Origin of the sequence: Labrys neptuniae (genome assembly GCF_040797145.1) — a bacterium.
Classification (GTDB): Bacteria; Pseudomonadota; Alphaproteobacteria; order Rhizobiales; family Labraceae; genus Labrys; species Labrys neptuniae.
The window spans coordinates 313,766-334,794 of the sequence record NZ_JBFNQD010000002.1; the positions used below are offsets into that span (position 1 = coordinate 313,766).

The 21,029-nt window shown below is 65.3% G+C and carries 15 protein-coding genes; 5 read left to right on the forward strand and 10 right to left on the reverse strand.

Going from position 1 to position 21,029, the window contains the following annotated elements; translation table 11 throughout:
- Positions 1 to 17: 17 nt before the first annotated feature.
- The 4 genes from ABXS05_RS08770 to ABXS05_RS08785 form a co-directional block, all read right to left on the reverse strand.
- Positions 18 to 1,091, reverse strand: coding sequence for an ABC transporter ATP-binding protein (locus ABXS05_RS08770; protein ID WP_367623623.1), 1,074 nt, complete (start codon positions 1,089 to 1,091; stop codon positions 18 to 20).
- A gap of 13 nt (positions 1,092 to 1,104) precedes the next feature.
- Positions 1,105 to 1,896, reverse strand: coding sequence for an ABC transporter permease (locus ABXS05_RS08775; protein WP_367623624.1), 792 nt, complete (start codon positions 1,894 to 1,896; stop codon positions 1,105 to 1,107).
- Positions 1,897 to 1,898: 2 nt separating this feature from the next.
- On the reverse strand, positions 1,899 to 2,762 hold the full coding sequence (locus ABXS05_RS08780; RefSeq protein ID WP_311934186.1) for an ABC transporter permease: 864 nt from the start codon (positions 2,760 to 2,762) through the stop codon (positions 1,899 to 1,901).
- A gap of 104 nt (positions 2,763 to 2,866) precedes the next feature.
- The gene (locus ABXS05_RS08785) at positions 2,867 to 3,952 is read right to left on the reverse strand and encodes a polyamine ABC transporter substrate-binding protein (RefSeq protein ID WP_367623625.1); all 1,086 of its coding nucleotides are present in this window, start codon (positions 3,950 to 3,952) and stop codon (positions 2,867 to 2,869) included.
- A gap of 121 nt (positions 3,953 to 4,073) precedes the next feature.
- Here ABXS05_RS08785 and ABXS05_RS08790 point away from each other — a divergent pair, with 121 nt between their 5' ends.
- Complete coding sequence (locus ABXS05_RS08790; RefSeq protein ID WP_311934188.1) at positions 4,074 to 4,697, forward strand: TetR/AcrR family transcriptional regulator; 624 nt, start codon at positions 4,074 to 4,076, stop codon at positions 4,695 to 4,697.
- 167 nt (positions 4,698 to 4,864) lie between these two features.
- Here ABXS05_RS08790 and ABXS05_RS08795 read toward each other — a convergent pair whose 3' ends face one another.
- A complete protein-coding gene (locus tag ABXS05_RS08795; RefSeq protein WP_367623626.1) occupies positions 4,865 to 6,127 on the reverse strand; it encodes a CynX/NimT family MFS transporter in 1,263 nt (420 codons plus the stop codon).
- Between the two features lie 264 nt (positions 6,128 to 6,391).
- Between ABXS05_RS08795 and ABXS05_RS08800 the strand changes: the two genes are divergently transcribed.
- Together ABXS05_RS08800 and ABXS05_RS08805 are read left to right on the forward strand one after the other, a co-directional pair.
- Positions 6,392 to 8,059: an amidohydrolase gene (locus ABXS05_RS08800; protein WP_367623627.1), complete on the forward strand. Its 1,668-nt coding sequence runs from the start codon at positions 6,392 to 6,394 to the stop codon at positions 8,057 to 8,059.
- A 78-nt stretch (positions 8,060 to 8,137) separates the two neighbouring features.
- Entirely contained in the window at positions 8,138 to 9,490 is a 1,353-nt protein-coding gene (locus ABXS05_RS08805) for an alpha/beta hydrolase family protein (protein ID WP_367623628.1), read from the forward strand.
- A gap of 206 nt (positions 9,491 to 9,696) precedes the next feature.
- On the opposite strand, the gene ABXS05_RS08810 is transcribed toward ABXS05_RS08805, so the two are convergent.
- From ABXS05_RS08810 to xdhA, 5 genes are all read right to left on the reverse strand, one after another.
- Entirely contained in the window at positions 9,697 to 10,032 is a 336-nt protein-coding gene (locus ABXS05_RS08810) for a hypothetical protein (protein WP_311934192.1), read from the reverse strand.
- Between the two features lie 264 nt (positions 10,033 to 10,296).
- Positions 10,297 to 12,240, reverse strand: coding sequence for a solute carrier family 23 protein (locus ABXS05_RS08815; protein WP_367623629.1), 1,944 nt, complete (start codon positions 12,238 to 12,240; stop codon positions 10,297 to 10,299).
- Between the two features lie 180 nt (positions 12,241 to 12,420).
- The gene (gene xdhC / locus ABXS05_RS08820) at positions 12,421 to 13,293 is read right to left on the reverse strand and encodes a xanthine dehydrogenase accessory protein XdhC (RefSeq protein ID WP_367623630.1); all 873 of its coding nucleotides are present in this window, start codon (positions 13,291 to 13,293) and stop codon (positions 12,421 to 12,423) included.
- Positions 13,286 to 15,655, reverse strand: coding sequence for a xanthine dehydrogenase molybdopterin binding subunit (xdhB, locus tag ABXS05_RS08825; protein ID WP_367623631.1), 2,370 nt, complete (start codon positions 15,653 to 15,655; stop codon positions 13,286 to 13,288). The genes xdhC and xdhB overlap by 8 nt, the downstream gene beginning before the upstream one ends.
- Positions 15,648 to 17,147, reverse strand: coding sequence for a xanthine dehydrogenase small subunit (gene xdhA / locus ABXS05_RS08830; RefSeq protein WP_376717626.1), 1,500 nt, complete (start codon positions 17,145 to 17,147; stop codon positions 15,648 to 15,650). The genes xdhB and xdhA overlap by 8 nt, the downstream gene beginning before the upstream one ends.
- Before the next feature lie 683 nt (positions 17,148 to 17,830).
- Here xdhA and guaD point away from each other — a divergent pair.
- Both guaD and ABXS05_RS08840 read left to right on the forward strand, forming a co-directional pair.
- On the forward strand, positions 17,831 to 19,162 hold the full coding sequence (guaD, locus tag ABXS05_RS08835) for a guanine deaminase (RefSeq protein WP_367623632.1): 1,332 nt from the start codon (positions 17,831 to 17,833) through the stop codon (positions 19,160 to 19,162).
- 389 nt (positions 19,163 to 19,551) lie between these two features.
- The gene (locus tag ABXS05_RS08840) at positions 19,552 to 21,009 is read left to right on the forward strand and encodes an NCS1 family nucleobase:cation symporter-1 (protein WP_311934198.1); all 1,458 of its coding nucleotides are present in this window, start codon (positions 19,552 to 19,554) and stop codon (positions 21,007 to 21,009) included.
- Positions 21,010 to 21,029 lie beyond the last annotated feature (20 nt).

Genomic DNA, 21,029 nt, shown 5'->3' on the forward strand with positions numbered 1-21,029 from the left:
CGCGGGATGACAAGGTGCTACAAGATCACCACATCATCGGGCTTGACCGCAAGCGCCAGGGACTGGCCTTCGGCGAGGCTTGCCGATTGCGGCAGATGCGCCACCAGGGCCGGCCCGGCGGCAGGCTGGAGGTGGCAGCGGTAATGCGTGCCGAAGAAGGCCCCGCCCGTGACCCTGGCCTCGCCCAGCGAGACCGTCGGCCCCTGCTCGCCCGCCGTCGGCCGGAAATGCTCGGGCCGGATGCACAGCGTCACCGCGCTTTTCCTGCGGGGCTCGCCCGCGGTGAAGCCGGCGCTGGGTAGCACGATACTGCCGAGGGCGGTGTCGATGCTGATATGATCGCCTGAGAGATCGGCGACCTCGCCGGGAATGAAATTGGCCTCGCCCATGAAGCCGGCCGAGAACAGCGAGCGCGGCCGCATATAGACCGTGGCGGGCGGGCCGACATCCTCGATATGGCCTGAATTCATCACCACGATGCGGTCGGCGATCGCCATCGCCTCCTCCTGGTCGTGGGTGACATGCACGAAGGTGGTGCCCACCCGCTTCTGGATCGCCTTCAATTCGTCCTGCATCTGGCGGCGCAGCTTGAGGTCGAGCGCCCCGAGCGGCTCGTCGAGCAGCAGCACGTCAGGGTCGACGGCGAGAGCCCGGGCGAGGGCGACGCGCTGGCGCTGGCCGCCCGACAATTCATGCGGCTTCTTGGCGGCAGCCTTGTCGAGGCCGACCAGGGCGAGATAGCCGAGCGCCTTCTCGTCGCGCTCCGCCCGGCCCATGCCGCGCATGCGCAGCCCGAAGCCGACATTGTCGATCAAGCGCATATGCGGGAAGAGCGCATAGTCCTGGAACATGGTGGTGGTCGGCCGCCGCGCCGGCGGCACGTCGGTCATGTCCTTGCCGCCGATCAGCACCTGCCCCGAACTTGGCGTCAGGAAGCCGCCCAGGATCGAGAGCAGCGTGGTCTTGCCGCAGCCGGAGGGGCCGAGCAGCACGATGAACTCGCCGGCCGCGATCTCGAGGCTGACATCGTCGAGGGCGGTGAAGGCGCCGAAGGTCTTGCTGGCGTTGCGGACGGAAACCGAGGCGGTCATGATTTCGGGTCTTTCATGATTTCTTGGCCCTTCCGAAGACGGCGAGTTCGACGACGACCAGCACCAGGATCGAGATGAGGAAGACCAGCGAGCCGATGGCGTTGGTCTTGGGATTGAGGCCCGAGCGCAGCAGGTTCCAGATCTCGACGGGCAAAGTGACGTCGAAGCGCGAGAGCAGGAAGGCGATGATGAACTCGTCCCAGCTGAAGGTGACGGACAGGAAGAAGGCGGCCAGGATCGAGGGCATGAGCATCGGCGCGGTGACCAGTGCCATCACCTTGAGATCGCTGGCGCCGAGGTCGCGGGCCGCCCGCTCGATATTGATGTGGTGGTCGCCCATCGAGGAATAGATGATGGCAAAGCACAGCGGCAAATTGATCACCACATGGCCGATGCTCACCGTCCACAGCGAGAGCGGCAGATGCAGGGCGTTCAGCACCGTCAGCAGGCCGAGCGCGATGATGAGGTAGCTCACCGTCATCGGCGCGATCAAAAGGCCGCGCTGCAGCGCCGAGCCCGGCAGCCTGTAGCGCGCCAGCGCATAGGCGGCGAGGAAGCCGAGCAGGCAGGCAACGAGCGAGGAGCCGACGCCCACCAGGAGCGAATTGAGCATGGCGCCCATCAGCTTGCCGTCGGCGAACACCGCCCGGTACCATTGCAGCGAGGCGCCATTGAAGGGCGGTACCGGCAGGCGGCCGTCCTGGAAGGAGAACAGCACCAGCACCGCCACCGGCAGGAAGATGAAGCCGAAGATCGCGACCGCATAGAGGCTGCTGAGAATGTCGGCGAGGGTCTTGCGCGGCATGCTCAGGCCCTCTCGATCTTCAGCCAGCGCGCACAGGCGAGATAGGCCAGCGTCACCACCGCCATCAGCACGATCGACAGGGCGGCGGCCATCGGCAGGTCGGCCCGTCGCCCGAGTTGGAGCATGATGATCTGCGGCAGCACCAATTCATTGTTGCCGCCGAGGATCTGCGGGGTGACATAGTCGCCGATGCAGAGCACGAAGGTAAGGAAGGCCCCCGTCATGATGCCGGGCAGAGTGAGGGGCAGCACCACGTGCCAGAAGGTCTGCAGGCCGTTGGCGCCGAGATCGGCCGCCGCCCGACGGTAGTTCGGAGAGAGCTGGATCAGATTGGCGTAGATGGTCAGCGTCAGCAGCATCACGAAGAAATGCACGAAGCCGATCACGGTGGCGGTGCGCGTCGAGGCGAGATCGAGCGGCTCGGCGATCACGCCGAGCCCCAACAGGGCCTGGTTGATGACGCCGGCCTTGGAGAGCACCAGCAGCCAGGCATAGGACCGCACCACATAGGAGGTCCAGAACGGCAGCACGGCCAGGATGAGGGCGAGGCGCTGATAGCGTTTGGGCACGCGCTCGGCGATGATCCAGGCGAGGGGATAGGCCAGCAGCACGGAGAGCACGGTCACCATCGCCGTGATCTCCAGCGAATTGACCAGGCCCTTGAGCAGGGACTCCTTCTGGAAGAAGGCGAGGTAGTTGTTCAGATCCCAGCTCTGGATGATCTGACCGCCCTGCAGCGACCATAGGCTCATCGCCGCCATGAAGCCGAAGGGAACGACGAAGAAGGCCAGCGTCCAGCCGAGCGCCGGCAGGACGAAGCCCCAGGCCTTGCGGCGCTCGGCCGCTTCGAGGCTGGATGCGGTCATGGTCGATCCCTTATCCCGGGTGCGCGGACGTCTCGTCCGCTCTTGGAAGCGCTATGCTCGCGGGTAGGAAGAGCGGACGAGACGTCCGCGCACCCGGAAAGAATTCACTGCTGCATCATGTCGGTCCAGGCGTCCTGCATCTTCTTGTCGAGCTCGGCATTGGGCGCGGGATAGAGCTGGGCCTTGGCGAGATAGCCGGCCTGGTCGTTCCAGCGCAGAGCCGCCTTCTGGGCGTCGGTCAGATGCTCGCCGGCTTGTCTGTTGGCGGGCATCGCCCAGTAGCAGGAGGAGGTGGCGAGACGCGCCTGGCCTTCCGGACTGAGGATGTACTGCACGAATTTCAGGGCGAGGTCCTTGTGGGCGGCATCCTTCATCACCCCGATCGACTGGGCCCAGCGCACGGCGCCCTGGTCCGGCACGGTCCAGTCGAGATTGGGCTTTTCGGCCGCGAGCGCGGCGGTGATCCATTCGCCGCCACCGACCAGGATGTCGACTTCGCCGGTGGCCAGCGCCGTCTGCGAGGCGGTGACCTCGCTGACCTGCTTGGAGACCTTCTTCATGGCGGCGAGCCTTTCCTGGATGGCCGGCAGGTCAGCGTCCGAGAGCTCGGCCGTCTTCTTGCCGAGGCCGACCTGAACCAGGCCCATCACCGGCAGGTAATAGTCATAGATGGCGATGCGGCCTTTGTACTTGTCGGACCACATTACCGACAGGTCCTTCATGTCCTTCGGGTCGACCTTGGTCTTGTCGTAGGAGATGGTGTTGTAGCCGAACTTCTCGGTGGCGGCGTAGATCTTGCCGTCCTTGCTGTTCTGCGCCTCCATGCGCACTTCCGGGAAAGTATCGGCGAGCGGCAGGGCATCGGCCGGCATCTCGGCGAGGAGGTTCTGGTCGACGGCGCGCTTGACGTCAATGGCATCGATCACCAGCACGTCCCAGTCGCCCGGCCGGGACTGGGCGATGATGGAAAGGCCCGCCCCCGTACCTTCATAGGTCTTGAGGTTGACCTTGGCATTGTTGGCCTTCTCGAAGGGCTCGATCAGGGCCGGGTCGGTGTGGTCGCACCAGACCAGGGCATTGAGCTCGTCGGCGGCATGGGCGGATGCGGTGGCGGAAAGGCCGGCCACGCCGGCAAGGATGGTGGCGAGGAGGAGACGGCGCGCGGGCGCGCGGCTTGCGGGCGATGTCATGGTTTACCTCTGGCTGGCGGCACGTCTTGATGGTGCTCTGATAAAGAAATTGAGTGAGTTCATTTTTTAAGTCAATATCAATTTTAGAATACGTTCAGGGAATGCGACCGAGAGAGGTGACATGGCGGGGTTACGCGCAAAGCAGAAGGCGGACAGGAACCGGCGCATCCTCGAGGCGGCCACCAGCCTGTTCCGGGACGCGGGCTATGACAGTGCGCGGATCGAAGACATCGCCGAACGCGCCGAGGTCTCGGTCGGCACGCTCTACAACTACTACCAGAACAAGGGCGACATCCTGCTTGCCGCGGTCACCATGGAGGTGGAGGAGGTGCTGGAGGCAGGCCGCCGGATCGTGGCCAATCCGCCGCCGACCGTTGCGGCGGCCCTGCAGGCGCTGATCGAGCAATATTACGACCATTCCCTGGTCTATCTGTCCAAGGAGATGTGGCGGGTCGCCATGGCGCTGTCGATCCAGCAGCCGGACAGCCCGTTCAGCCGGCGCTATACCGAGCTCGACCGGCGGCTTTCAGGCCAGGTCTCCAGCCTGGTGCTGAGGCTGCAGGCAAACGGCGCCGTGCGTGCCGATGTCGATGCGGCGGCGGCCGGCGAGATGTTCTTCAACAATCTCAATCTGATGTTCATCGAATTCGCCAAGGACGAGGCGATGCCGCTGGAGGCGCTGAAGGCCCAGGTCGAACGCCAGAACCGGCCGCTGTCGGGCTTGATCGCGGGCGGGCAGGCTTGAGCGCGACAACCTTCTCCCCTTGCGGGAGAAGGTGCCCCGAAGGGGCGGATGAGGGGATAAACGTGACCTTTGCCGGGGATGCGCCAACACCCCTCATCCCCCTGCCGGGACCTCTAGTCAACTCGAGAGAGTTGACGACACCCGCAAGGGGAGAAGGGAACAGGTCCTCACTCGGCCTTCACCTGCACCACCTTGTCCTGCCCGGCTTCCAGCGCACTCCAGGCCGCCACGGCCGCGCAGGCGATGAACAGCAATGTCGGCGCGGCGAAGCTGCCGGTGATGCCGCGCAGCAGCCCGGCCAGCAGCGGGCCGAAGCCGGCGATGATATAGCCGAAGCCCTGCGCCATGCCGGACAGGCGGGCGGCGACATGCGCATCGGGCGAGCGCAGGATGATCAGCGTCATCGCCACGGCGATCAGGCCGCCCTGGCCGATGCCGCAGAAAATGGCGCCGATCCAGGTGAGCGACAGAGGCAGCCAGTAGCAGCCGGCGAAACCGACGGCGCCGCAGGCGAGCAGGACAAGGCAGACCAGGCGCTGGTCGCGCCCGCGCATGGCCAAGGGCGGTGTCGCCAGGCTGGCCAGCATCTGCACCACCACGGAGCCCGACACCAGGAGGCCCGCGCTGGTGCCTTCCATGCCGCGGTCGCGCAGCATCGGTGCCATCCAGCCGAAGACGATATAGGCCATGGCCGATTGCAGGCCCATGAACAGCGTGACCTTCCAGGCGAGCCTGTCGCGGAACAGTCCCTTGACCGCCGGCTTGGCGGCAGCATGGTCATGGCCGGCCTTGAGGGCCTGCGGCGCCCAGATCAGGGCGGCCACTAGCGCCGGCACGCCCCATAGTGCCAGGGCGGCAGGCCAGCCGCCCGGCAGCGCCTTTTCGAGCGGCACGGTGAAGGCGGCCGCGGCGGCGGCGCTGCCGCACAGGGCCATGGTGTAGAGACCCGTCATCAGGGCGATCTGGTTGGGGAAATCGCGCTTGACCAGCCCGGGCAACAGCACGTTGATCATGGCGATGCCGGCGCCGGCCAGGAAGGAGCCGAGAAATAGGAAAGGAGCGTTTCCAAATCCACGCAGGCCGGTGCCCAGCGCGATCACCAGCATGCAGGCCAGGATGACGCGCTCGGCCGAGAAGCGCCGCGCCAGGTTGGGAGCCGGGAAGGAGAAGACCCCGAGGCAGACCACCGGCAGCGTGGTCAGCACGCTGGACCAGAATGCGTTGAGGCTGGCGTCGCGCACGATCTCCGGCAGCACCGTCGACAGGCTCGAGAAGACCGCCCTGAGATTGGCGGCGATCAGCACCAGGCTGACACCGAGCAGGATACGGGCCGCCAGGCTTGCCCCATCGAGCTCGGGGCCCTCCTCGACGTCGATCAGCGGCTCTCCCGGCGGCGGATGCAGGACCTCGGCATCGGCGGAAGGCCGCAACGGCTTCTCAAAAGATCTGTCGGTCAAACGATGTTCGTTTCGCAATGGAGGAAAAACAACGGGCAGCCGATGCGGAAAAGCGGCGCGAATGCTCTTACCAATAAAGGGATCGGCCAGGGCGCTCAACCATCCTGCGTCCCGATGCGTGCAGGGGAGGCATGCGCCAAAACGCGGCAGGCGGGCGGCCTCTCTCCGGCTTGCCCGGCCTGCCGGAATAGGCTCTGTTGCGCGCCAAACTTTAAAGGCAGCATTCCGGGGGCACACATGCCGCAGGCCGATCTCATCATCCACAATGCCCGCATTCTCACCATGGATGAGGCGCGGCCGCGGGCCCAGGCCCTGGCGGTTGCAGGCAACCTTCTGCTCGCCGTCGGCAGCGACAGCGAAATCCTGGCCCTGGCGGGGGACGGCACGAGGCGCATCGATGCCGGCGGCGGCACCGTGTTGCCCGGGCTCAACGAAGCCCATATGCACATCTTCGGCGGCTCGGTCTCCCTGACCCAGCTTTCCCTGTTCGGGGTGAAGGGCTTCGAAGCCCTCAAGCAGGCCGTCACCGATTATGCGGCCGCCAATCCCGACCTCGGCCTGCTCGTCGGCCTGTCGGCCGACTACACCATCCTGTCCGAGACCGAGAAGGTCACTCGCCATCATCTCGACGCCATCCTGCCGGACCGGCCCTTCATGATGCTCGCGCCCGACCGCCACACCGCCTGGGCCAACACGGCCGCACTGAAGGCGGCCGGCATCCTCGAAGGGCGCGACGTCGGCGTGGGCAACGAGATCGTCATGGGCGAGGACGGCCTGGCCACAGGCGAGCTCAAGGAAACCAATGCCATCGATCCTGTTGCCGAGATGGGCGTCACTGGCGGACGCGACCATCTCGGCATCGGCACGGGTGGGGATCCCGACCATGTCACGCCCGAGGAGCGGGCTTCGGATCTCGCGCTGATCCGCAGGGGCCTCGCTTATTGCGCCGAGCTTGGCCTCACCAGCGTGCAGGCCATGGACGGCAATCTTTACCAGCTCGAGATCCTGGCGGAGATCGAGCGCGAGCATGGCTTGCCGGTACGCGTGCGCATGCCCTTCCACATGAAGAATTTCATGGATCTTGATATGATCGAGGCCAAGGCGGCGGACTGGCGCCGGCGTTTCGACAGCGACAGGCTGCGCTGCGACTTCGTCAAGGTCTTCGTCGACGGCGTCACCGAATCCGGCACGGCCGTGATGGTGGACGACTATGCCGACGAGCCGGGCTGGAAGGGCGATCCCCTGTTCACGCGCGAGCATTTCGCCAAGGTCGCCGTCGAGGCCGACAGGCTCGGCCTGCAGGTCGCCGTGCATGCCATCGGCGACGGTGCCGTGCGCATCGTGCTCGATGGCTACGAGGCTGCCCGTAAGGCCAACGGGCCGCGTGACAGCCGGCATCGCATCGAGCATGTCGAGGTCGTCCACGCCGACGATGTCGGGCGCTTTGCCGAGCTCGGCGCGGTGGCCTCGATGCAGCCGACCCATCCGCCGGGTTCGGCGGGCCTGCCCCTGGAGCCCTATCTCACCCGTATCGGCGAGGCGCGCTGGCCACTCGCCTTCGCCTGGCGGAGCCTGAAGGATGCCGGCGCCCGCATCGTCTTCGCCACGGACTGGCCGGTCTCGCCGCTGTCGCCGCTGAGCTGCATCCAGGATGCGATGACCCGCCGGCCCTGGAAGGAGGGCATGCCGGACCAGCGCCTGAGCCTGGCCGAAACGCTCGCTGCCTATACCAGCGAGGGAGCCTATGTCGAGTTCATGGAGGACCGCAAGGGCCGGCTCAAGCCCGGCTATCTCGCCGACATCGTCGTCCTTTCCGGCGATATCGAGGCCACGCCCGCAGCCGAACTGGCGACGCTGCGCGCCGTCGCGACGATCTGCGACGGCAGGATCACCCACCAGGCCTGAGGCCCGGTTCGTTCACGAAGGCGTCACGACCTTGCGTGTTTGCTGTCCCTCGCAGACCTCGTTTGCGGGGAGGGGGCGATGCCGGGTCGCAAGAGTGCGGTGATCCTCACCCATGGCATGGGCGAGCAGATGCCGATGGCAACCCTGCGCGGCTTCGTCGAAGCCGTCTGGGTCCACAATCCCGACATCGACGGCCGTCGGCCGGACGATCCGCCCGTGCTAGGCAACCCGGTCTGGTGGAAGCCGGATACCCGCAATGGCTCCCACGAACTCTATCGCATCACCACGCGGTCGGGCGGTCATCGTCAGGGGGCCGAGGCGCCGCGCATCGATTTCTTCGAATTCTACTGGGCCGACCTCACCACGAGCACCACCACGGCCCAGTTGCGCGATTGGTTCATGTCGCTGCTCCTGCGTCGGCCAAGCCAGGTTCCCGGCGACGTCATCGGCATCTGGCTCCTGCTCTGGGCGGCGACGATCGCGGCGATCGGCCTCGTTTCCCTGCAGGGCCTGGCGCAGATCCTCGATTGGAAGCTGGACAGCTGGGTGAAGGTGGCACTTTGGGGCTTTACGGCCCTCAGCGCCGTCTTCATCGCTTTCGCCGTCGCCTATTTCGGCGACGTGGCGCATTACATCCGTGCCAAGCCGGCCAATATCCAGGCCCGCCGCGAGATCCGCAAACGTGGCCTCGAATTGTTGCAGACCCTCTCGAAGAGCGGCGAATATGACCGCATCATCCTAGTCGGCCACAGCCTGGGCAGCGTCATCGCCTATGACTTGGTGCGGCTCCTATGGGCGGAAGAATATGCGGCGCGGACATTCGCACCGGCGGGCAAAGTGGCGGATGCCCTGGCGAAGCTACGCAAGGCCGGTGAAAGCTTGAACGCCAACCCGGATGATCCGAGCCTGCTCGATGCCTATCAGACCGAACAGAAAGGGCTGTTCACAAGCCTGCGCGAAGCGCATTCGGACACGAGGAAGCGCTGGCTTGTCTCGGACCTCGTCACCCTCGGCTGCCCGCTCACCCATGCCGAGTTCCTGATCGCCCGCAATATCGAAGCCTTGCAGCAGGATGTCGAGGCACGCCGGCTGCCGAGTGCGCCGCCCGCCACCGAGGCGTCGGGCGACTATGCCTACCCGGTGCCCGATCCGACTTCGGCGGCGATGCGGCTCCACCACGCCGCGCCGTTCTCGCTGGTGCGCTGGACCAATATCTACGATCCGGCCCGGGGGGCGCTGTTCGGCGATGTCATCTCCGGCCCGGTCCGCGGCAATTTCGGCGCCGGCATCAGAGACGTCGCCGTCAGAATAAACGGGCGGGTGCCCCTGCTCGGGCGGATCTTCACCCATACCCGCTATTGGGACGAGGATGAGGGAGCCGCCCGGAGCCTGGCGGCGCTGCGGCAGGCTTTGAAACTCGACGAACGATAGAGCAAAGCGCGCCCAAGCCCGAACGCCCATTTGCTCCAACTCCTTGTTCCCAAGCCAATCCAAAGCATTGGCTAAGGCGTCTTTGCGATTCCTGGTGATTCCACCAAATCGCAAAACGCTTTGGCGCTGGTCCAGTTCGAGCCGGCCCGGCAGCCAAGCCTATCGTTCCCGGCACCTTCGAGCGCCGTGGCTCTCGCTACCCGGCCTCAGGATTTCCTCGGCTTCTTCTCCGGCAGCGGCAGGCTCGCCGCCTTGGAGTCGGAGGCCTTGGCCTTGTCGGAACCTTCTTCCACGGCTTCTTCGGCTTCCTCTGCGCCACTGCCGGCAAGCCTATGCTTGATAGCCAAAGCATAAATGGTGTTCAGTACATTCCGATCAGTCAACGTCGGATCGCTGAGAGCGAGAAAGCCTGCCCTTGCGATACGCTTGCTGTTGGCCTTCGAGACGCGCCCGACTATATACGTATAGAGAGCTTCGTCGGTGAGGCCCGACGTCGCTCCTTCGATCAAATATTCATAAATTTTCTTCTTGGTGTCACCCACGTGTCGGTCCTTCGATTGTGAATCGGGCAGACCATGCGTCATCGGGGTGTCACAAACAACCCTGCTCGGATCGGGCAGGTGCCAGGCAAAGATTACAAATGCCGAAAGCCCCCGGCACACTCTGCCGGGGGCTTCCCTTGCGATTGGTCTGGCGCAAGACGCTCCAGAGCAAAGCGCGGTCACACGTGAACGCTGGTTTGCTCTAACTCTTTGTTTCGACGCGTCTTTGCGATTCTCGGTGATTCCGAGAAAACACAAAACGCTCTAGGCGAAGCGCTCCTGCAACTGCACCAGATGGGAGGAGGCGATCGGATTGGCGTTGGCGACGAGCTTGTCGAAGCGGTGATTGGCGATCTTGGCGATCTCGATCAGGCCCGCGGAGCGCTCGACGGTCGGGGAGTTGGCCATGCGCGACCAGCCGGTTGCCAGCACCCGCTCATAGCGCTCGACTTCATGCGCGCAAATGATCAGCGGGAAGCCGAAATGCTTGCGGTAGGCCACGGCCAGCCTGTTCACCTCGGCCAGGTCCTCATTGTCGATGCCGGCATCGGCGTGGTCGAGCAGATAGGCATTGCCGGCGTCGCTTTCACTGCCGAGATCGGCGAAGGAGTTCAGCAATTGCAGCTGTTCCTCGGCCGAGCCGGTGAGCAGGGCATCGTGGAAGGCCGAGCGCAGCGCGATGGTGTCGGCAAAGGGGCGCAAGGCGTAGGCGCGTTCCAGCACCCAGGGCGTATTCTCGACCAGGCCGCCGAAGGTCCTGGCGAATTCGGCGCTGCCCATCCTGTTGACGTCGGAGAGGGTGACCAGCGTATGGCCGGGGCGTCCGGCCACGGCGGGGCTGTGCACCTTGCCGACATGGTTGAAGATGATGTTGAGCGCGATGGCCGAAATGGCGCCGAGTGTGATGCCCGAGCCGAAGATGATCTGGGCCCAGGCCGGGAAGGCGTTGGCCACGAAGGGCTGCGCCGTCACCAGCATGCCCAGGCCCACGCTGGTCGAGACGATCACGATGTTGTTGTGGTTGTTGAAGTCAACCTTGCTGAGCGTCTGGATGCCGACCACGGCCACCGCCGCGAACATGGCGAGCGCGGCGCCGCCGAGCACCGGATGCGGGATACCGGCGACGATGGCGGCGGCCTTGGGCAGCGAGCCCAGGATGATCATGATCACGCCGGCGGCGACGATCACCCAGCGGCTCTTGACCTGGGTGAGGCGGACCAGACCGACATTCTCGGCAAAGCAGGTATAGGGGAAGGAGTTGAGCACGCCGCCGATGAAGGTGGCGAGGCCGTCGGCCCGGATGGCGCGGCCGATATCCTCGGGCGCGATGCGCTTCTTGACGATCTCGCCGGTGGCGAAGACGTCCCCGGTGGTCTCGACCATGGTGATGATCATCACCACCATCATCGACAGGATGGCGGTGATCGAGAAGGTCGGCCAGCCGAAATAGAAGGGCGAGGTGTAGCCGACCCAGCCGGCATTGGCGACTTCGCTGAAATGCGCATCGCCCAGGGCCCAGGCCACCAGCGTGCCGGCGACCAGGCCGATGAGCACCGCCACCGTCTGCATGAAGCCGGTGAACACGCGCTGGATGCCGACGATCAGCGCCAACGTGCCGAAGGCATAGGCCAGGTTCTTGAGCAGGACCGGGTCCTGCATGGCGTTCGGGCCCTTGCCAACCACGATGTCGTTGGCGGCAACCGGCAGCAGCGCCACGCCGATGATCAGGATCACCGATCCCGTCACCACCGGCGGGAAGAAGCGGGTGAGCCTGGCGAAATAGGAGGCCACGGCGAAGGTGAACAGGCCTGCCACCAGCACCGAGCCATAGATGGAAAGCAGGCCCTCGGTGCCACCGCCGACGGCGAGGCCGATGGCGATCATCGGGCTCACGGCGGTGAAGGTCACGCCCTGCAGAAGCGGCAGCCGCACGCCGATATTGCCGATGCCGACCGCCTGGATGATCGAGGCGATGCCGCAGGTGAAGAGGTCGGCATTGATCAGGTGGATCAGTTGCTCAGGGCTGAGCTTGAGCGCGCTCGCCACGATGATCGGCACCAGCACCGCACCTGCGTAGAAGGCGAGCACATGCTGGAAGCCATAGGTCGCCAGCTTGGCGAAAGGCAGGACCTCGTCGACGGGGTGCACCCGCATGGTTTGTGCCGAGGCGGTGCTTGCCGCCGGGCTGGTCTGTTCAAGTGTCGTCATGGGACGTTTCCCCTCCTGATCGTTGGGTCTCGCTCCGGTCTTCGGCCGGATGGCGAGGGCAGGTTCAGTTCCGTGGCATGGGCATGGGCATGGGCTTGGGCATGCGACGGCGATCCTCGCCGCGAGCGGGAGAAGGATGCCGGTCTTCCGGGGTGGTTCTGACGGGGTGCCGGCCGGGTGTCAGCCGGCCTTGGCTGGAGCCCAGCCGGGCCGTTGCAGCCGGGCAGCACGCTGGGCGAAGCATCGCACCAGCTCGGCCGCCGTCAGGCTGGCGATGATCTCGGGGCGCTTGTCGTCGACATCGGCGCCGCCGATCGGGCAGGTCAGCTCGCCGAGCATGGCGTTAGTGCCGCTATTGCGCAGGAACTGGCTTTCGAAGCGTTTGCGCTTGGTCATGGAGCCGATCATGCCGACATAGGCGGCATCGCGGCGTTCCAGGGCCGCCTCGGTCAGGCGGTAGTCGAGCGCATGGCTGTGGGTGAGGATGATATAGGCGGCGCCGGCGGGGGCATCCGCGATGGCGTCGGCCGGATCCTCGAGATGAAGCGTGCGGCAATTCTCGGGCAGGCCGGTGAACATCTCGGCCCGATCGTCCACCAGCGTCACCGCGAAGGGCAGCAGCGAGAGCATGCTCGCCAGCGCCCGGCCGGTATGGCCGAGCCCGAACACCAGCACCGGCGGCCGTGCATCCAGGAGCTTGGCCTCATGGTCGCCGAGCCAGGCGGCGACCTTCGTGGTCACCGGCTCGAAGCGCAAAGTGACATGGCCGCCGCAGCACTGGCCCATCATCGGGCCGAGCGGCAGGTCCATGCTCTGGGAGGCGGGTCCACGCCCATCCTTGCCTTCGGTCAGCATGGAACGTGCCACGTCGATGGCATGGAATTCGAGATGGCCGCCGCCGATGGTGCCGGCAACCGCTTCCGATGTCACCAGCATCAGTGCATCGACGCCGCGCGGCGTCGAGCCCAGTGCCGCCGCGATCTCGACTAGGATGGCCTGGCGGCCATCGGCTTCGATCGTGGCGAGGAGCCTGCCGATCTCCAGATCAACCATGGCCCCCGCTCCTCTCCCGCACCTTCGCGCGCATCGCCTCGACCGCGAAGAGGACGCGCTCGGGCGTGGCGGGCGCATCGAGATCAGGGAAGATCTTGTAGTCGCCGATCGAGGCCACCGCGTCCGACAAGGCATGCAGGACGGAGATCGGCAGCACCAGAGGCGGCTCGCCCACCGCCTTGGAGCGATGGATCGAGGGCATGTGGTTGGGCTTGTTCAACAGGTTGATGTTGAAGACGCGCGGCCGGTCCGAGGCCACCGGGATCTTGTAGGTGGAGGGCGCATGGGTGCGCAGGCGCCCCTTGTTGTCCCACCACAATTCCTCGGTGGTCAGCCAGCCCATGCCTTGCACGAAACCGCCCTCGATCTGGCCGATGTCGATGGCCGGATTCAGCGAGGAGCCGACGTCGTGCAGGATGTCGACCCGCTCGACCCGGTATTCGCCGGTGAGCGTGTCGATGGTGACTTCCGAGGCGGCGGCGCCATAGGAATAATAGTAGAAGGCGCGCCCGCGGCCGGCCTTGCGGTCCCAATAGATGTCCGGGGTGCGATAGAAGCCGGAGGAGGAGAGCTGGATGCGGTTGCTATAGACCTCCTTGACGAAATCCGCCCACTCGATCTCGCGATTGCCGACACGCACGCGGCCGGGCAGGAATTCGACCTGGTCGGCGGGCACGCCGTGCTTCTCCACGGCGTAGGCGACCATGCGCTCCTTGATGTTGTTGCAGGCATTGAGCGCTGCCATGCCGTTGAGATCGGTGCCCGAGGAGGCCGCCGTCGGCGAGGTGTTGGGCACCTTGGCGGTGGTGGTCGGCGTGATTTTCACCATGTCGAGATCGATCTGGAAGGCCTGCGCCACCACCTGGGCGACCTTGATGTAGAGGCCCTGGCCCATTTCGGTGCCGCCATGGTTCACGCTCACCGAACCGTCGGTATAGACGTTCACCAGCGCGCCGGCCTGGTTCTGCCAGCTATTGGTGAAGGAGATGCCGAACTTGACCGGCGTCAGCGCGATGCCGCGCCGGAAGGTGCCGCCGCGGGCATTCTCCCTGATATTCTCGGCGCGAATTTCGGCGCGCCGGGCCTGGTAGTCGCTGGATTCCTCGAGCTTGGCGATGATCTCGGCCGAGAGGTCCGCCTCCACCGTCTGGTGATAGGGGGTGAGATCGCGGCCCGGTCCGCCATAGAAGTTGAGCTTGCGGATATCGAGCGGATCCTTGCCGGTGGCATAGGCCACTTCCTCGATCAGGCGCTCGGCGCCGATCACGCCCTGCGGGCCGCCGAAACCGCGGAAGGCGGTGTTGGAGACGGTATGGGTGCGCCAGGGCTGAGCGTTGAGGCGCACGGCCGGATAGAAATAGGCGTTGTCGGCATGGAACAGCGCGCGGTCGGTCACCGGGCCGGAGAGGTCGGCCGAGAAGCCGCAGCGGGCGGCGAACAGGATGTCGACGGCGAGGATATGGCCTTCGTCGTCGAAGCCGACTTCGTAGTCGATCACGAAATCGTGGCGCTTGCCGGTGGCGACCATGTCGTCGTCGCGGTCGGGCCTGAGCTTGACCGCCTGGCCGGTGCGCCGTGCCGCCAGGGCCGCGATGGCGGCGAAGATGTTGCCCTGGGTCTCCTTGCCGCCGAAGCCGCCGCCCATGCGGCGGATCTCGCAGGTGATGGCGTTGCTCGGTACATCAAGCACATGCGCCACCGCGTGCTGGATCTCGCTGGGGTGCTGGGTGGAGGAATAGAGGGTGACGTCACCGTCCTCGCCAGGCACGGCCAGGGCGATGTGGCTTTCCAGATAGAAATGCTCCTGGCCGCCGAGTGACATCGAGCCCTTGATGCGCCGGGGCGCGGCGGTCATCGCCGCATCGAGATCGCCGCGGTTGAGGCTCATCGGTTCGGCGACGAGATCCTTACCGTCCTTGCGGGCGGCGGCGATGTCGAGAATCGCCGGCAGCTCCTCATAGGTGATCTTGGCCTTGGCCGCAGCCAGGCGCGCCTCGTTGCGGGTGCGGGCAATCACGGCGAAGATGGGCTGGCCGTAGAACATCACCTTGCCCTCGGCGAAGACCGGGTCGTCGTGATGGTTGGAGGGGCTGATATCGTTGACGCCGGGAATGTCGGCCGCCGTGAGCACCAGCTCGACGCCGGGGCTGTCCTTCACCGCCGAGAGGTCGATCTCCTTGATCAGGCCATGGGCGCAGTGCGACAGGCCGAGGGCGGCGTGCAGGAGACCGGCCGGTTCGGGCATGTCGTCGATATAGAGGGCCTCGCCGGCCACGTGCTTGTGGCCGGAATCGTGGCGGGTGGATTGATAGACGCCGCCGGAGACCTGGTCGCGATTGGCTGCGAAGACGGGCTTATGCATGGGCGTCACTCCGGAGGATGCCGGCAACCCGATGAACGGAGCCGGTGGCCGTCTCGGCCTGGAAACGGCGGATCAGATTGGCGGCTACCGTCGAGCGGTAGCGCGCGCTGGCACGCCAGTCGTCGAGCGGCTTGAAATCGCTGGCCAGGGCGAGGGCCGCGGCCTCCGCGGCCTCGGCGTTGAAACTCCGGCCGGCAAGGGCCGCCTCCGCGGCAGCGGCGCGCTTGGGCGTGGCAGCCATGCCGCCGAAGGCCAGCACGGCATTCGTGGTCAGGCCCGCCCCATCCCGCTCGAGGCGGAAGGCGGCGCACACGGCCGAGATGTCCTCGTCGAAGCGCTTGGAGATCTTGGAGACGTGGAACAGCGTGCCCGGCTTGGGCTTGGGCACGATCAGGGCCTCGACGAAATCGCCCGGCTGGCGGTCCTGCTTCTTGTAGGCGATGAAGAACTGTTCCAGCGGCACGGTGCGCCGCTCCCCGCCGCGCCGCAGCGTCACGCTGGCGCCGAGGGCGATCAGCACCGGAGGGGAATCGCCGATGGGCGAGCCATTGGCGACGTTGCCGCCGACGGTGCCGGCATTGCGTACCTGCTCGGAACCGAAGCGGCGGATGAGTTCGTCGATCTGCGGGTCGAGGGCGCCGAGCGCGGCGCGCGCGTCGCTGAGCGAGACCAGGGCACCGATGACGAGGTGGTCGCCCTTGTCCTCGATGCGGTCGAGTTCGCCGACGCGGCCGAGAGTGATCACGGTGGCCGGGCGCATCAGCATCTTGGTGATCCACAGGCCGACATCGGTGGCACCGGCCACCAGGGTGGCATCGGGATGAGCGGCCGTGAGTTCGGCGAGCTGGTCAGCGGTGGCGGGGGCGAACAGCTTGCGGCCGCCCTCGGAAATCTCGATGATGTCCTGGTCGGCGAGGCCGGCCAGCTTGCGGGCGATCTCGGCGCGGCCGACATTCAGGGAATCGGCGCTGGACGCCTCGATCTCGTAGGCCCGGTCGAGCGCCGAGATGATCGGACCATAGCCGGTGCAGCGGCACAGATTGCCGGCGAGGGCTTCCTCGATGCGCTCGCGCGAGGGGGCTTCGGCGGCGCCCAGCCACAGGGCGGTCAACGACATCACGATGCCGGGCGTGCAGAAGCCGCATTGCGAGCCATGCAGCTCCACCATGGCCTGCTGGACGGGATGCAGGCCGCCGCTTGCCTTCTTCAAATGCTCGACGGTGACGATATGGCAGGCATCGAGGGTTGCCACGAAACGAATGCAGGCATTGATGGCTTCATAGCGCAGCTCGGTCTTTCCCGTGCCGTCTTGGCGCAGCCGCCCGACCAGCACGGTGCAGGCGCCGCAGTCACCCTCGGCGCAGCCTTCCTTGGTACCGATGAGCCGACGCTCGTTGCGCAGCCAGTCCAGCAGCGTCAGCGTGGGGTCGAAGCCCTCCAGCGAGAACTGGCGATCGTTGAGTAGGAATCTTACGGTCCGGCGCATGATCATCCGTGTGGTTTGGCGAGGTCCGTCGGCCGGCTTGTCCCGGCTTGCCGACCTCGCAGCATAGTCGATGAAGGCACTGAAGCGAGCCAGGCAAGAAGCATGCCCGGCCCCGAACATACCAACGCATGCCCGGCGACTGGCGACCCGAGGACGGGTGCACGGCGGCGAACATGCCAAGGAACTGGAACCGGGGCTGGAGGCCCGGCCGATCTCGAACAAGATCGGAATGTGATTGGAGGTCTCGATCCGGTCTCCCTGCGCCGGCGGTTCCCTCCCAAAATCTTCTCGTCGGGCTCGCTTCCGAAGCAAGGCGCGTTCAGTCCGAACGCATGCTTGCCCCAATTCGTTGTTTCCAAGCCAATCCAGCGGATTGGCAGGAGCGTCTTTGCGCTTCGTGCCGAATTCCGGCAGATCGCAAGGCGCTCGAGCCTCTTTGTAGCACTTATAATTTACCGATGAACCTCACGGCGGTAGACAGGCCCCATATGAAGGACTTCCCAAAAAAATGTGACAATCGCCCGGTCGGGATATGGTTATGATGTCTGGCATGATCGGTGAACCATGCCATGGGATCCTGACGTATTCGCGGGTCCCACGCTCGTGCCCGCCTTGAAGGTACGGCGTCTTCACCAGACAAAAGCGCTCCAGTCGCGCGCGCTGTGCGCCAGCCAGAAGGAAGTGACGTTGTGACGACGAAGGATATCTCGCGGGCGGATACGGCCTTGCGCGGCCGCCTGCTCTGGTTCGTTGATAGCCCCGAGGAGCATGGCGAGAGCGCCGTGCGCTATATCGAGGACGGCCTGCTGGTCCTGGCCGGCGGCAAGATCCTGGCGGTCGGCGAGACCTCCGTTCTGCGTTCCCAGCTTCCCGCTGCCGCCGTGATCCATGATCATTCGGGCCGGCTGATCACGCCCGGTTTCATCGATCCGCATATCCATCTGCCGCAGACTCAGGTGGTGGCGTCCTGGGCGGCCCAGCTGCTCGACTGGCTCAACACCTATACCTTCGTCGAGGAACAGAAATATGGCGATCCGGCCCATGCGGCCCGCGGCGCCGCCTTCTTCTTCGACGAATTGCTGTCCAACGGCACCACCACGGCGGTCGCCTTCTGCTCGGTGCATTCGGCCTCGGCCGAGGCCTTCTTCGCCGAATCCGAGCGGCGCAACACCCGCATGGCTGCCGGCAAGGTGATGATGGATCGCTATGCACCCGACGCGCTCACCGACACCGCCCAATCCGGCTATGACGACAGCAAGGCCCTGATCGGGCGCTGGCACGGCCGCGGCCGGCAGCTCTATGCGATCGCGCCGCGCTTTGCCATCACCTCCACGCCCGGGCAGCTCGAAGCCGCCGCGACCCTGTCGCGCGAAAATCCGGACTGCCTGGTCGAGACCCATATTTCGGAAAATCTGGAAGAAGTCGCCACGGCCAAGCGGCTCTATCCCGAATGTGCCGACTATACCGCGATCTACGAGAAATACGGGCTGCTCGGCAGCAAATCGCTGATGGGGCATTCGATCCATTTGTCCGAGAGCGAGCGCCAGCGTTATGCGGATGTCGACGCGGTCGCCGTGTTCTGCCCAACCTCCAACCTCTTTCTCGGTTCGGGGCTGTTCGACTGGAAAGCGATGCGCGACCCCAGGCGGCCGGTGCGCATCGGCGTTGCCACCGATATCGGCGGCGGCACCTCCTATTCCATGCTGCAGACCATGAACGAGGCCTACAAGGTGCTGCAATTGCAGGGCCAGCGCCTGGATTCGCTGGCGCTGTTCCACGCCATGACCCGCGGCAACGCCATCGCCATCGGCCTCGATCATCTGATCGGCAGTTTCGAGCCCGGCCATGAATGCGACGCCGTGGTACTCGACGCCAGGGCGACCCCTGCCATGGCGCATCGCATGGAGACGGTGACCACCCTGGCCGAAGAGCTCTTCGTGCTGGTCACGTTGGGCGACGATCGCGCTGTCGAGGAGACCTATGTGATGGGCGAGCCGAAGAAGCCGCGCAAGCGCGGCTGAGGCTTGTTTCCGGGATGTGCGGACTTCCGGTTCGCCGCCCCTTTCCCCGGAAGGTTCTGCGCCCCAGGCCTGGCAGCAGCCCGCCATCGCCAAGCGAGAGGCGGGTTTTTTCTTGCCATGCCGGCGCATGGACGCGCGCGTTCGCCGCCGGACTGTGCAGACTGCCTTTTATTCAGACAGTATTGCCGGCAATGATGGCCAGGCGGAGTCAGTACAGGTAAAATATCGGTGCTCATTGCATGGATGCTGATTGACTTGCATCTTTCGAGCGCTCTGACTTGCAGGATGCGGAGCCAAGATTCGGCCCGGCAATGACGCATGGAAATGCCGCCGGACATTACCATGCGTCATGTTGTAACCTCTGGCGGACGAGCGCGGGAGAGGGGATAATGGAGATCAAAGGGGCATCGCCCGACCTCTACAACGAGGATCTGGCCCCGGCGAAAATTCGCAATTGGGGGCCGTTCAGCATCTTCAACGTCTGGACCTCAGACGTGCACAGCCTGTGGGGCTATTATCTCGCCGCGAGCCTGTTCCTGTTCTGCGGCGGCTTCGTCAATTTCATCGTGGCCATCGGCATCGGCTCGTTGGTCATCTACGCGCTGATGAATCTGGTGGGCTATGCCGGCGTGAAGACCGGCGTGCCCTATCCGGTGCTCGCCCGTGCCTCCTTCGGCATCTGGGGCGCCAACCTGCCGGCCTTGGTGCGGGCCGTGGTCGCCTGTTTCTGGTATGGTGCCCAGACGTCGGCCGCTTCGGGCGCCATCGTGGCACTGCTGATCCGCTCCGACAGCTTCGCCCAGTTCCATCGCGACGTGCATTTTCTCGGCCATTCCGGGCTCGAAGTGATCTGTTTCGTGGTGATCTGGGCCCTGCAGCTCCTGATCATCCAGAAGGGCATGGAGACGGTGCGGCGCTTCCAGGACTGGGCCGGCCCGGCGGTGTGGGTGATGATGCTGATCCTGGCGATCTATCTGTGCGTCAAATCCGGCAAGTTCGCCTTTTCCAGCGATATTCCGCTCGACGTCCTTCTCGACAAGACCAAGGATGCCGGGGTGCCCGGCACGCCCGGCTCCTGGACCTCGCTGTTCGCGGTGGCGGCGATCTGGGTGACCTATTTCTCGGCGCTCTACCTGAATTTCTGCGACTTCAGCCGCTATGCGCCCGACAAATCAGCGGTGCGCACCGGCAATCTCTGGGGCCTGCCGGTCAATCTGGTGCTGTTCTCCATGGTGGCCGGCGTCACCACCATCGCCGCCTACGACGTCTATGGCGAGGTGCTGCTGCATCCCGACCAGATCTCGGCCAAGTTCGACAGCTGGTTCCTGGCGCTGCTTGCCGCGTTGACCTTCGCGGTGGCGACGCTCGGCATCAACGTCGTCGCCAATTTCGTCTCGCCGGCCTTCGATTTCGCCAATGTCTTCCCCCGCGCCATCGACTTCAAGAAGGGCGGCTACATCGCAGCCTTCATCGCCCTGGTGCTCTATCCCTTCGCACCCTGGGAAGGCAGCGCCGCCAGCTTCGTCGGCATCATCGGCGCCACCATGGGGCCGATCCTCGGGGTGATGCTGGTCGACTATTATCTCATCCGCAAGGGCGAGATCGACGTCGAGGCGCTCTATCGCGAGGACGGCGAGTTCCGCTTCCAGGGCGGCTGGCATGTCAACGCCCTGATCGCCGCCGGCATCGGCGCGCTGTTTTCCTCCATCCTGCCCAACCTGACCAATTGGCTGCCGGCCTGGTGGGGCATCTATGGCTGGTTCTTCGGCGTCGCCATCGCGGGCGTCATCTATTACGCGCTACGCTTGGCTGCGCCGGGCGTGAAGGTGTCGGGCGCGAAGGCCTGAGGAAGGAACCCGGCTGAGGG